At 54.4% G+C, this 12511-nt stretch carries 14 protein-coding genes; 9 read left to right on the plus strand and 5 right to left on the minus strand.

Annotated elements, in window-relative coordinates; all coding sequences use genetic code 11:
- The 3 genes from flgA (at window position 1) to P9J57_RS13025 (ending at window position 1503) form a co-directional block, all read left to right on the plus strand.
- The gene (flgA, locus tag P9J57_RS13015) at window positions 1-660 is read left to right on the plus strand and encodes a flagellar basal body P-ring formation chaperone FlgA (RefSeq protein ID WP_013025346.1); all 660 of its coding nucleotides are present in this window, start codon (window positions 1-3) and stop codon (window positions 658-660) included.
- Between the two features lie 103 nt (window positions 661-763).
- Window positions 764-1066 carry a flagellar biosynthesis anti-sigma factor FlgM gene (gene flgM / locus P9J57_RS13020; protein ID WP_015700562.1) on the plus strand — a complete coding sequence of 101 codons (303 nt, stop codon included), beginning with the start codon at window positions 764-766 and terminating at the stop codon, window positions 1064-1066.
- Between the two features lie 5 nt (window positions 1067-1071).
- Entirely contained in the window at window positions 1072-1503 is a 432-nt protein-coding gene (locus P9J57_RS13025; RefSeq protein WP_013025344.1) for a flagella synthesis protein FlgN, read from the plus strand.
- 370 nt (window positions 1504-1873) lie between these two features.
- Here P9J57_RS13025 and P9J57_RS13030 read toward each other — a convergent pair whose 3' ends face one another.
- From P9J57_RS13030 to rimJ, 5 genes are all read right to left on the minus strand, one after another.
- Window positions 1874-3565, minus strand: a complete 1692-nt coding sequence (locus tag P9J57_RS13030) for a methyl-accepting chemotaxis protein (protein WP_019105711.1) — start codon at window positions 3563-3565, stop codon at window positions 1874-1876.
- Between the two features lie 356 nt (window positions 3566-3921).
- Window positions 3922-5460 carry a murein biosynthesis integral membrane protein MurJ gene (murJ, locus tag P9J57_RS13035; protein ID WP_019105712.1) on the minus strand — a complete coding sequence of 513 codons (1539 nt, stop codon included), beginning with the start codon at window positions 5458-5460 and terminating at the stop codon, window positions 3922-3924.
- 120 nt (window positions 5461-5580) lie between these two features.
- Window positions 5581-6501 carry a Gfo/Idh/MocA family protein gene (locus tag P9J57_RS13040; protein WP_013025341.1) on the minus strand — a complete coding sequence of 307 codons (921 nt, stop codon included), beginning with the start codon at window positions 6499-6501 and terminating at the stop codon, window positions 5581-5583.
- The gene (locus P9J57_RS13045) at window positions 6502-7143 is read right to left on the minus strand and encodes a DUF480 domain-containing protein (protein ID WP_013025340.1); all 642 of its coding nucleotides are present in this window, start codon (window positions 7141-7143) and stop codon (window positions 6502-6504) included.
- Window positions 7144-7158: 15 nt separating this feature from the next.
- Complete coding sequence (gene rimJ, locus P9J57_RS13050; RefSeq protein WP_014606141.1) at window positions 7159-7749, minus strand: ribosomal protein S5-alanine N-acetyltransferase; 591 nt, start codon at window positions 7747-7749, stop codon at window positions 7159-7161.
- A gap of 433 nt (window positions 7750-8182) precedes the next feature.
- Here rimJ and P9J57_RS13055 point away from each other — a divergent pair, with 433 nt between their 5' ends.
- The 6 genes from P9J57_RS13055 to solA all read left to right on the plus strand — a co-directional run bounded on the left by P9J57_RS13055 (window position 8183) and on the right by solA (window position 12386).
- A complete protein-coding gene (locus P9J57_RS13055) occupies window positions 8183-8746 on the plus strand; it encodes a lipoprotein (RefSeq protein WP_014593411.1) in 564 nt (187 codons plus the stop codon).
- A gap of 156 nt (window positions 8747-8902) precedes the next feature.
- Window positions 8903-9946: a dihydroorotase gene (gene pyrC, locus P9J57_RS13060; RefSeq protein ID WP_013025337.1), complete on the plus strand. Its 1044-nt coding sequence runs from the start codon at window positions 8903-8905 to the stop codon at window positions 9944-9946.
- A gap of 62 nt (window positions 9947-10008) precedes the next feature.
- Window positions 10009-10254 (plus strand): DNA damage-inducible protein I, encoded by a 246-nt coding sequence (dinI, locus tag P9J57_RS13065; RefSeq protein ID WP_013025336.1) that lies wholly within the window; start codon window positions 10009-10011, stop codon window positions 10252-10254.
- Between the two features lie 145 nt (window positions 10255-10399).
- The gene (locus tag P9J57_RS13070; protein ID WP_014606143.1) at window positions 10400-10672 is read left to right on the plus strand and encodes a hypothetical protein; all 273 of its coding nucleotides are present in this window, start codon (window positions 10400-10402) and stop codon (window positions 10670-10672) included.
- 247 nt (window positions 10673-10919) lie between these two features.
- Window positions 10920-11174, plus strand: a complete 255-nt coding sequence (bssS, locus tag P9J57_RS13075) for a biofilm formation regulator BssS (RefSeq protein ID WP_013025334.1) — start codon at window positions 10920-10922, stop codon at window positions 11172-11174.
- 96 nt (window positions 11175-11270) lie between these two features.
- The gene (gene solA, locus P9J57_RS13080) at window positions 11271-12386 is read left to right on the plus strand and encodes an N-methyl-L-tryptophan oxidase (protein ID WP_019105714.1); all 1116 of its coding nucleotides are present in this window, start codon (window positions 11271-11273) and stop codon (window positions 12384-12386) included.
- The last annotated feature ends 125 nt before the right edge of the window (window positions 12387-12511 follow it).

Below are 12511 nucleotides of genomic sequence, written 5' to 3' on the forward strand. Positions count from 1 at the left end.
ATGCGTGGATATTCAGCCCTGTTAGCAAGCCTGCTGGCCCTGATTGCCCTACCCGTAATGGCAGGCGATTTCAGCGCCCAACTGAGCCAGTTTTTTAAGGCACGCGATCCCCAGCACGCGGCCGGAATGAATGTGGTGATTCGTACGCCGCAGGCCCAGTGGCCAGAATGTGAGGCCCCGCAGTTTACCCTGCCGGGCAACAGCCGGGCCTGGGGCAACATGAGCGTGGCGGCTAACTGTGGTGAGAACCGTCGTTATATTCAGGTCCAGGTTCAGGTAACCGGTGACTATCTGGTCGCAACAAAATTAATTGCCCGTGGCAGCACCGTCAGTAAAGAGGATTTCCGTATTGAAAACGGACGTCTTGATAACCTGCCCCCGCGCACACTGTTCACCGATGAGTCCGTAGCGGATTCGGTGGTCCTGCGTGACATCCAGCCGGGACAACCCGTGAGTCAGTCCATGCTGCGCCAGCCGTGGCGCGTCAAAGCGGGTCAGGACGTGATGGTGGTGGCCAGCGGAGACGGATTTGACGCCAGCGGCGAAGGCAAAGCGTTAAACAACGGTACGATTTCACAGTGGGTTCGGGTGCGTATGGGAAATGGCCAGGTTGTAAGTGGCCGGGTGAGCGATGATGGGAAAATTCTTATAACACTATAAAACATTAAAGAAGCCTGTTTATCTGCCGATAGAAGAATCAGCTAAGCGATTACGCTATTATGATTCAGGTGGCAGACTCCCCTGACTTTACAGGAGCCCGAATATGAGCATCGACAGAACACAACCGACAAAGCCCGCCAGCACTGTGCAAACACGTGACAGCAGCGAGCAACAAACTACCCGCCTGCGTCAGAGCAGCACCACGACTGCTACAACGCCTGCGGCCGCTCAGGTCAGCCTGAGCAGCGCACAAGCACAGCTGATGCAGCCCGGCAGCCAGGACATTAACGTCCAGCGCGTAGAACAATTAAAAACCGCCATTCGCAATGGCGAGTTGAAGATGGATACCGGCAAAATCGCTGATGCGCTGATTGCCGACACTAAGGCGTATTTAGAGGGTAAATAATCCCCATGAGTAATTTGCTGACCACGTTAGATAAGATGCAGGAAGTGCTGGTGTCTCTGGCCATCGTTCTGGATGAAGAGCAACAGCAGCTGTCGTCTGGAATGATCAACAGCAACAACCTGCAGCGTATTACGGAAGACAAGAGCGCGCTGCTGAGTACGTTGAATTATTTAGACGAGATGCGTCGCAGCAACGAGAAAAGTCTGGGTACATCTGCACCTTATCGTGGTCAAAGTGACATGGCGCGCCGCTGGGAAGGTATTCAGCAGCATACGCGTCGGTTACATAACGCAAATACGCACAATGGTATTCTGTTGCAGCATCAAATTACCTTTACCCATGACGCGTTAGACATTTTGAAGCCGCATCAGACGCAGGCGTTTTATGGTCCGGATGGTAAAGGACAGGGCCAGGCAACGTTAAGTCGTAAAGTCTGACCTGTTTTCCTCCCTCCCGGTATCGCGGGCTGCCTCAGCGAATCTGATGCAGGCGTGACCCGGGCAGGCGTAAAAAGCCGTCATCTCGCTGAGAAGATGGCTTTTTTTGTATCCGCTCGCCGAAATTTCCCCTCCTCTGCGCCCTGCGTAACCCTTCTTCTCTCTGCTTCGCGCCTGACGGAATGACGCAATGCACTCACGGGTACGCCAGGCGCATCCCGCGATATTCTCCGCAAGACAGGCGATTCAGCCTGTTCGCCCAAAGGCCTACGGTTGAACGTCTCAGTTATTGCTGTACGACGCTGTGCAGAGTGCCGCCGGACGCGCGTTCACCAGACAGGTAAAACGCGCGCCTTAATCCTTTCCCGGCTTAAAATGCCTCCCAGTTTTCATGTCCACGTTCAGACGGAATGACGGGCGCCACAGCCGCTTTCAGGGTCGCAGGGAGAGTGGCGTTCGCATGTTTCAAAGGCGGGCTTTCAAGTTTGAAAACCGAAACGGCCTGGGTCAGTTTGTCAGCCTGCTCTTCAAGCGAGGCGGCTGCAGCCGAGGCCTGCTCAACCAACGACGCGTTCTGCTGTGTCACATCATCCATCTCGGTAACGGCCAGGCTGACCTGCTGAATGCCCCGGCTCTGCTCATCGGAAGCCGCCGCGATCTCCGAAATGATGTCATTTACCCGACGGAAAGCTTCTACCGTTTCCATCATGGTGCTACCCGCATTGCTGACAAGCGTGGTGCCGCCGTTGATGAGCCCGACCGAAGCAGAAATGAGCCCTTCGATCTCTTTGGCCGCCTGCGCGCTTCGCTGCGCCAGACTGCGCACTTCGCTGGCAACCACGGCGAATCCGCGGCCCTGTTCTCCTGCCCGCGCGGCTTCCACCGCCGCATTTAGCGCAAGAATGTTGGTCTGGAAGGCAATGCTGTTGATGACGCTGGTGATCTCGGCAATCTTTTTCGAACTGCCGGAGATATCGTCCATGGTTTTCACCACGCGATTAACGATGTTCCCGCCCGTATGGGCTTTGTCAGAAGCGTCAGAGGCCAGCTGACAGGCATGGTGAGCATTGTCAGCGTTCTGTTTCACCGTGGCGGTCAGTTGCTCCATGCTTGCCGCTGTCTGTTCCAGTGACGCCGCCTGTTGTTCTGTTCTTGACGAGAGATCGGTATTCCCGGAAGAAATTTCTCCCGCGCTCTGAAGAATGGCAATGGCACCATCGCGCACGGTTCCAACCGTACTCGACAGCGAGGACTGCATCAGTTGAAGACGCGAGAGCAGCAGGCCTGGCTCGTTTCGGCCACAAACGTCAGGCGGTAGCGTCAAGTCACCATGTGCAATCAGGTCGATACGCGAGAGGGATTGCCGTAACGGGGTGATAATGACCTTTTTCAACAGAACAAAAGCCAGGAGTACGATCGTCACCGATGCCACAAAAGCCGCCAGCATCGTGATATAGCCCGTATTCACCTGATCCACCGCATCCTGTTTTATCGCCTGCGACCGCTGATTGCGCATATCAATCGCTTTCATCAACACATCTTTATAAGCTTTATCGAGTCTGTCGGCTTCCGTTTCATCGGCGATGATTTCTTCAAAGCTCCCCTGTTTCGCCGCGTCAATCATCGGCAGCAAACCTTTACGAAGATAATCGCTGAAACGTGCCTGAAGCTGTGTATCAATATCCGCGCCTTCGGGCGATTTGACGGCGCGATGCAGATAAATGTTAAGCCCTTTCTCTGCCTTCTTTAGGCTGACATCTGTTGCAAGTAAATGCGCTTTATAGTTATCCGTGTCCGCAATGCGCGCGGCGGCACCCGCCTGAATAATTTGCAGCCGCGCCGAACGCATATGTGTCGAACTGTCGAGCAGCCCCTGGCGAACCGCAATCTCGTCAGTCGAATCATCCAGCGAGTGTTTGCTCTGGGCAAGAAACCAGGCCGAAAGGCCTATGCCAGAGACGAATAACAGTAAGATGCAGCCAAATACCAGGCTGAATAAAGGAACAAGCTTAAGGTTATGCCAGAGACTCAGCTTGACGTTGTCATTGGCTGTGATGTGCATTTTCGTCCTCTCCTTATGTGATGAACTGTTTATAGTCATCGGCAGGAAAAGGGCAGTTTTTACGATGAAATTGACCTCAGAATCAATTCCTTACAACATGTCATCATTCTCACGTGATGTTTTTAATAAAGCTAAATATCACGTCAACAGACCTGTTTTTTTAACGATTTTTTAGGAAAAAACATCTTACTGTCACAAAGACGTTCAACGTGAATGTCAGGCTGAGCGCGATATTCACGCAGCAGCTTATGACGTTCACTGTCGCCTTGGGTTAAACAACAAAAAGGCCGCAACGTGCGCCGTTGCGGCCTTGCTTACAGGTGACGCGCCGAATGAGGTTCAGCGCAGGTTGATATTCAGACGGTTGTGCGCCGTGCGTAATCCCGCAGGCGAAAACCCATCAGCCCCAGGGCCAGGAAGTAGGCTCCCCCGCCTACCGCACAGACTAATGCGAGTCGCAGCAGGCGCCAGAGCATATTCCCTTGTTCCCAGACGGGCATCCAGTACAGCATGCCAAACAGCGCGGCTGCCATTATCGCGACGGCCACCAGTAAGCGCAGCAGGAAACCCAGCCAGCCCGGCTGCGGCTGGAAGATCGCCTTTTTGCGCAACTGCCAGTAAAGCAGTGCAGCATTGAGGCAGGCCCCCAGACCAATCGAGAGCGCGAGGCCAGCATGCTTAAGGGGGCCGATAAAGGCCAGGTTCATGAGCTGAGTCACGATCAGCGTGATAATGGCAATTTTGACCGGGGTTTTAATGTCCTGGCGCGAATAAAATCCCGGTGCCAGGACTTTCACGACAATCAGCCCCATCAGCCCGACCGAATAGGCAACAAGCGCGCGCTGGGTCATGGCGGCATCGAACGCGGTGAATTTGCCATACTGGAACAGCGCGACAGTCAGGGGACCGGATAACATTCCCAAGGCTACCGCGCTGGGTAACGCCAGCAAAAAGCACAAACGCAGGCCCCAGTCCATTAAGCGTGAATACTCATCGTGATTGCCGCTGGAGAAGCTTTTCGCCAGCGACGGTAACAAGATGGTGCCCAGCGCCACGCCCAACACGCCGGAAGGAAACTCCATCAGACGATCGGCATAGTACATCCAGGAGACAGAGCCCGATACCAGGAAAGAGGCAAAAATGGTGTTGATAATCAGCGAGATTTGACTGACGGAGACGCCCAGGATGGCGGGCCCCATCTGACGCATGACGCGCCACACACCTGCATCACGCAGGTTAAGACGCGGCAGTACCAGCATGCCGAGTTTCTTGAGATGCGGTAACTGATAGCCTAACTGCAGCAGTCCACCCACGACGACGGCCCACGCCAGCGCCATCACTGGCGGATGGAAATGCGGCGCCGCAAACAGGGCAAAACCAATCATGCTGACGTTCAGCAGCGTGGGCGCAAAAGCCGGTACGGAAAAACGGTTCCAGGTGTTAAGTATTGCCCCGGCCAGGGAAGCAAGGGAGATCAACAGAATATAGGGAAAGGTGACGCGCAGCAGCGCGCTGGTCAGGGCGAATTTATCCGCCGTATCCGCGAATCCCGGCGCAGTGACCAGAATGACCCAGGGCGCGGCAACCATTCCCGCAACCGTCACAACAGCCAATGCCAGCGTCAGCAGCCCCGATACGTAGGCAACAAATAACCGCGTCGCCTCTTCTCCCTGCTTGCTCTTGTACTCGGCTAAAATAGGCACAAAAGCCTGCGAGAATGCGCCTTCCGCAAAAATGCGTCGCAGCAGATTCGGTAGTTTAAAGGCAACAAAGAAGGCATCGGTAGCCATACCGGCCCCGAATACGCGCGCCACAATGGCATCACGGGCGAAGCCCAGCACGCGGGAAAACAGCGTCATGGAACTGACCGCTGCCAGCGATTTCAACAAATTCATAATTGACGGGGCATCCTGAAAAAAATCGGCAAATGCGTGACTTAGCACGGGTTATGTCACATCTCGGCCGTTAGTCTACTGCCATCGCGCGAAATGACCAGTGCTGAGTGTTACAAGGCGTTATTCCCGTTCGGCATCGCGCCACATCGATTCGACCACGCGTTGCGCCAGCAGGGCCTGCTCGCCACTGGTCTCCGGCTTTGTCTGATTTTCGACACACTGGATAAAATGCTCTGCGGCCCCGACGAATCCGCGCTGGGCCAGATGGCTCTGCCAGGAGGGAGAAGGCGTGATCACCACCCCCGCCCCTCGCTCCACTTGCCCGTCGCGCATATCATGAATATCAATGCATCGCCCATCGCCTATGGCGCTGACGCGTTCGCGCTGGCTTCCTGCCCGACGATGCATGCTGGTCGTGACCTGCAACTGTCCGGCATTGAAATGGTGCTCCGCATACAGCATCTGTCCCTGCTCATTGGTCAAGATGTGCCCCTGACGCGGAAGCGAACGTCCCCCGGCCAGCCACAAGGCGGTGTCGACAACATGGAGATAATCATCCAGTAACGTGAAGCGCAGATCCTGTGGACCCACGCTGTCGCTGCGGTGTTTCTCAACACGCAGCGAAGCAACCGATGCCATCTCGTCTTTGAGCTGCTGATAGGCGGGCGCAAAACGGCGATTAAAGGCCACCATCAGTCGGCGCTGTTTCTTTTCGGCCAGCGTAACAAGCGCCTCGGCCTGACTCAGGTTTTCTGCCAGCGGCTTATCGACACAGACGTCTTTTCCCGCCTGCAGCAGTGCATGCACGACCTCGTAATGACTGGCCGTACTGGTATGAACAAACACGGCATCACAGGCGGCCGCCAGGGCATTCAGCGTGCTGAAACAGGGGATCCGGTAACGTTCGCACACGACCTGCGCGTTCGCCTGGTTCGGCGAAAATGCCCCCACTAACTGCCAGGCACGTGCCTGCGATAATACGGGCAGCCAGGCCTTTTGCGCGATGCCGCCTAAGCCGACAACACCAATACGAATCGTCATTTAGTGTTCTCTTTCCTGTAGCAGCGCCAGCTGCGCCTGTAAGTCTGCCACCTGCTGCTCCAGCGCGACGACGCGTTCCAGTAGGGCGACATCATGTGTGACTGCGTCAACCTGCGTCGGTGCGGGCGCTACCTCGCCGGCCAACAAGTGCATAAAGCGGCTTTCACGCTTGCCGGGCTCACGGGCCAGCCGTACAACCATCGGGCCGTCATCGCGTGACGCCAGCCCTTCCAGGGTCTGTTCGACTTCAGCCACGTCGGCAAACTCGTGCAGGCGTCCGCTTCGCGTGCGCAGTTCACCCGGCGTCTGCGCGCCGCGCAGGAACAGAAGCGTCAGAACGGCTACTTCTGCACGGCTGAGCTGCAGATGTCCAAAGGCCGAATTGCAGAAGCGCTGCTCATATTTAACGACCCGCTGGCCGAAGCCACTGTTCGCCGTCACCAGGTGTTTTTTAACCAGCTGGTCGAGCTCATTCTGGACATCGCTTTCGCTCAGTTCCATCACCGGCTCGCGGTTTGACTTCTGATTGCAGGCGTTAACCACCGCGTTCAACGAAAGCGGGTACTGTTCCGGCGTGGTCACCTGTTTTTCCAGCAGGCAACCTAACACGCGCAGAGCCTGCACCGACAAGGCTATCTTCATTTACCCCTCCTCGGGTTATCCACGACGGTTGGGCGTCCATTCTTTGCAGGTCAACGCCGTCAGGACATGATCCTGCCACTCGCCATTAATCATTAAATAATTTTTAGCATATCCCTCTTTTTCAAACCCGAGGCGCGCCAGCAGATCGCCACTACGCTGGTTGTGCGGCATATAGTTAGCCATGATGCGATGAATATACTGTTGCCGCTGCATATAACGAATCGCCGACTGCAGCGCCTCAAACATCATGCCCTGCCCCTGCCATTTTTCGCCGAGGGAATACCCAAGGTAACAGGCATGAAAGGCCCCGCGCAGGACATTGCTGAAGTTAGCCACGCCGCGTACCTCGGTTTCGTTGCTGTCCATCAACACAAAGTAGAAAGCCGATCCCTGTTTATGCATATCCGCAATCAGGCCGAGCCGCGCCTGCCAGCCAGAGGGATAACAATGGCTGTCATCGCGAACCGGTTCCCACGGCCTGAGAAAATCGCGATTTTCCGCATAGTAATCCGCTAACCGCCACGCATCGCGTTCGTGAACCAGTCTTACCACCAGCCGCTCGGTCGTGAGTCTCACCCTCAGCGCGGCAGAACGATAGCCAAACATCATCTCTCCTGAAATCCATGGCGGGAAGGAAATGCCAGTCTTTGATAACGTTCACTATAACCGTCGCCAGGTCTGCGGTAAAACGTTACGCGCGCAATCACAGACGGGCTGACCGTTTATGCTCCTGTGCGCTGACAGTGAAACCGCTCTTAACTGTTTCACTGCAGTCTGCGCGACACAAAAGACGCGTCGCGTCCCCTGTCCTGCACGTGAACAGTTGCCCTTGCTGGCATGGGTGGGTTAGCCGTCACTGATCACGATGCCTGACCTGCCGGACGAGGCCTGGCTGACCCGGCGATCGCCGGCGAAGGGCGGCCAGCCCTGCAGCGAAAGGCACGTTCGGTTACTCTAACTCAGCCCATTCCTGATGACAGACTGCACGCATTAGGGCAGGCTATGCCCTGATCTACTTTTTCATTTAAACGAGGGAATTATGAAGAAGGCTTTTCACGGGCTGATTGCCCTGTTTTTCGCGGTATTGCTGAGCGGCTGTAATCAGTTAACCCAGTACACCATCAGCGAGCAGGAGGTCAATCAGGCGCTGCAAAAACACAATAATTTCGAAAAAGACGTTGGCGTCTCAGGGCTGGTGAATGCCCATATTGTCCTGAATAACCTGACCAGTCAGATTGGTCGCGAAGAGCCGGGTAAAGTAACGTTATCAGGTAATGCGAAAATCAACGTGTCTTCGCTGTTTGGTCCACAACAGGCCGATATGCAGCTGAAGATGCGTGCGCAACCGGTGTTCGACAAACAGCAGGGTGCGATTTATCTGCGCGATATGGAAATTGTGGATGCACAGGTTCAGCCAGACAAGATGGCGTCCATCATGAAAACGCTGACGCCCTACCTGAATCAATCGCTGAAAAGCTATTTTGACCAGCAGCCTGCCTATGTGCTGAGTGCCGATCGCAGTAAAGCTGAATCGCTGGCGAAGAAATTTGCTAAAGGGTTGGAAGTGAAGCCAGGCGAGCTGGTGATCCCGTTCACCGATTAGCGCGTTCCGACAAATTTATCGCCTGCCTGATCCGCGCCTTTCGGCGCGGATTGCTTATCAGATGCAAAAACAGGTGCAAACGGTTGCCTGAGTCCTTATGCTTATAACCCGGCCTAAACACGCCATTCGTTTATCCTTCATGCCGGAGCCGTATTAATGACCGCACAACCTCAGCAACTTACTATCCGCCGCCCAGATGACTGGCATATCCATCTTCGTGATGACGAGATGCTTAAAACGGTGCTGCCTTACACCAGCGCGGTGAACGGTCGGGCTATCGTGATGCCCAACCTGGTTCCGCCGGTGGTCAGCGTCGCGGCGGGCGAAGCCTATCGCGACCGCATTCTGGCCGCGTTGCCTGACGGTCATGACTTTACCCCGCTGATGACCTGCTACCTGACCGACTCGTTAGACGCCGAAGAACTGGCGCGCGGTTACCACTCCGGCTTGTTCACTGCGGCCAAGCTCTATCCTGCCCATGCGACAACCAACTCCAGCCACGGCGTGACCAACATTGCGTCAATCGCGTCGGTGCTGGAGCGGATGCAAACGCTGGGCATGCCGCTGTTAGTGCATGGCGAGGTGACTGATTCACATATTGATATCTTTGACCGTGAAGCCCGCTTTATTGAAACGGTGATGGAACCGCTGCGTAAGCAATTCCCTGCGCTGAAAGTCGTGATGGAGCATATTACGACCAAAGATGCCGCAGACTATGTGGAAAGCGCCAATGAAAACCTGGCCGCTACCCTTACCCCCCAGCACCTGATGTTTAACCGTAACCATATGCTGGTGGGCGGAATTCGTCCGCACCTTTACTGTCTGCCCATTCTGAAGCGCAATACGCATCAGCAGGCGTTGCGCAAAGTGGTGGCCAGCGGTCATCCACGTTTCTTCCTGGGTACCGACACCGCGCCTCACCTGAGCCATCTGAAAGAGAGCAGCTGCGGCTGTGCTGGCGTATTCAATGCGCCTACCTCCCTGCCCGCTTATGCCACGGTGTTTGAGGAGATCGGTGCGCTGGCGCATTTTGAAGCGTTCTGTTCAGAGAACGGTCCCCGCTTCTATGGTCTGCCGCTGAACGAAGGCACCATCACGCTGGTGCGTGAGCCCTGGACAGTCGCAGAAACAATTGAAATGGGCTCACATCAGCTGGTGCCTTTCCTGGCCGGTGAAACGCTGAACTGGCGTGTAAAATAATTTCACTTGCCTCCGGCATATTTATACTGTAGTTATATACAGTATCTTATACGGAGGCTTTTATGCGTGTTGAAATTACCGTTGCCAAGACCCAACCTCTACCCGCTGGTGCGATAGAAGCCCTGAGCCAGGAACTGTCGCGCCGTATCGATGAACAATTCCCGCAATTCACCAATCACGTCAAAGTGCGTTACGCCACGGCTAACCAGCTGAGCGTGATGGGCGGAGATAAAGAGACGCGTGAACAAATCAGCGAAATCCTGCAACAAACGTGGGAAAGCGCTGACGACTGGTTCATTACCGATTAACCGCCACTGTGCTGTTTTTTGCCGGGTTTCGCCACCCGGTTTTTTTATCTTCATTTAAAGTCTGCCTAACCCCTCTCCCCATCTGGACTCTGAATGATCAATGTCCTATGCTGGCGCTGATCATGCATAAAAGGAGTTGCATCCCATGACTACAGATAAACCCGAAGAAGCGATGACCTTTGGCGAGTTGTTAACGCTGATTGGTGAACAGCAGCGTCGTTTAACGGTGCTGGAAAATGCGTTCTCCAGCCTGATTTTCTGTCTTGATGACCGGGCCAGTCAGTTACTGGTGCATAATCTTTCTCTTGAAGCCCAGAATCAAAACCATGATGAGCAACTGCAGCAGCAGTTTGCGCGCCTGGCCGAAACGTTACAGAAGCGCAGTGGGACAACCGGCGCGGAGACCGCCCTAATCTGACGTGCGGTTAACGCCAGTGATGAACAACTTTTACTGTTTAAATAGGACGATTACCTACCTGTCATTCTGGTATTATATCTTCTCAGCTTTACCGTTTTAGAGACAAACATTCTGCTTTCAGGCGTTCCGTGATACGTTTTAATCAGTAAATCGCTATATTGCTGTTATAATTGTTTCGCAGTGGAAATAAAAAAGCCGCATTGAACCTCATCATGCACTTCGTTTAACGAGTAATAAGGAGGTTATAATGGACAGTCGCAAAGATGTAATTCAGACCCATCCACTGGTGGGCTGGGATATCAGTACTGTTGACAGCTATGATGCGATGATGATCCGCCTGCACTCCCTTTCGTCGCAAGATCAAACAGAAGAAGACGCAGACGTTGGCCCGACTTACTGGCTGACGACTGATGTAGCAAAGCAGTTCATCTCCATTCTTGAAGCCGGTATCGCCAAGATAGAATCTGCCGAGCAAGTAGAACGACTACTAAAGAAGCATTAATACTGCTGCATCAGCAAGGCACCCTTCAGGGTGCCTTTTTTATTGGGCTTTCTGGTATGCTGTTGATTATGTAACCCTTTCAGGAGTTCCATTTTCATGATTTACGATCTTATTGTGGTCGGGAGCGGCTCAGTCGGCGCAGCAGCAGGCTATTACGCCACGCAGGCCGGCCTCTCCGTACTGATGATTGACAGCGCCCATCCGCCTCATACTCAGGGCGCCCACCACGGCGAAAGCCGCCTGATTCGTCATGCTTACGGAGAAGGCGAGCGCTATGTGCCGCTGGTATTGCGTGCGCAGACGTTATGGGATGCGCTTGAGCAGCAGGCTGGCGAGCGCATTATGCACCGGTGCGGCGTCCTGAATATCGCCCCTGCTCACTCCGTGTTTATTCAAAACGTCATCAACAGCGCAAAAGCCTGGCAGCTTCCCGTCGAGATATTACAGGCCGCGGAGGTCAGAAAACGCTGGCCGCAGTTTAACGTCCCCGATGAGTACCTGGGCGTATTTGAGCCACAGTCCGGTTTTTTAAAAAGTGAACAGGCGGTGCGGAGCTGGATTCAGCTGGCGGAAAAACAGGGCTGCGCGCAGCTGTTTAACTGCCCCGTCACGCAAATCAGTCGTGAAGGCGATTTACAGCAGGTCACCACGATTGACGGCATTTACCGTGGGCGAAAAATGCTGGTGAGCGCCGGGACATGGGTCAGCAAACTGGTGCCGAATTTGCCAGTGGCACCAACGCGTAAGGTCTTTGCCTGGTATCAGGCTGATGGTCGTTACAGTGAAAACAATGCCTTTCCCGGATTCACCTGCGAAATGGCCGATGGCAGCCAGTATTATGGTTTCCCTGCCGATAACAACGCCCTGAAGTTAGGCCGCCATGATGGGGGCCAGTTGATGACCCAACCCGAAGATCGCAAACCCTTCGGTAGCCTGGCCGCCGATGGCAGCGAAACATTCCGCTTTTTGCGCCAGTTTTTACCCGGCGTTGGCGTGTGTTTGCACGGGGAAGCCTGCAGTTATGATGTCAGCCCCGATGAAGACTTTATTATCGATACCGTGCCGGGCGATCCTGACCGTCTGGTGATAACGGGCTTAAGCGGACACGGTTTCAAATTTGCCAGCGTTTTAGGCGAGCTTGCCAGTCAGTTTGCGCAGAATCAGCCTTTCAGTTTTGATCTCACACCGTTCAGACTGTCACGCTTTCAGTAAATAGGATGCGGCGGCCCGGTTTTACGCGGCGCCGCACTGACATATATTTACATTCCGGTTTTATCTGATGCTCTTCCTACTGTTATATCCACGCAAACAGGCCCGTTTATCCACTTTTCCACGTC

This window comes from Pantoea sp. nfd-35 (assembly GCF_056892255.1).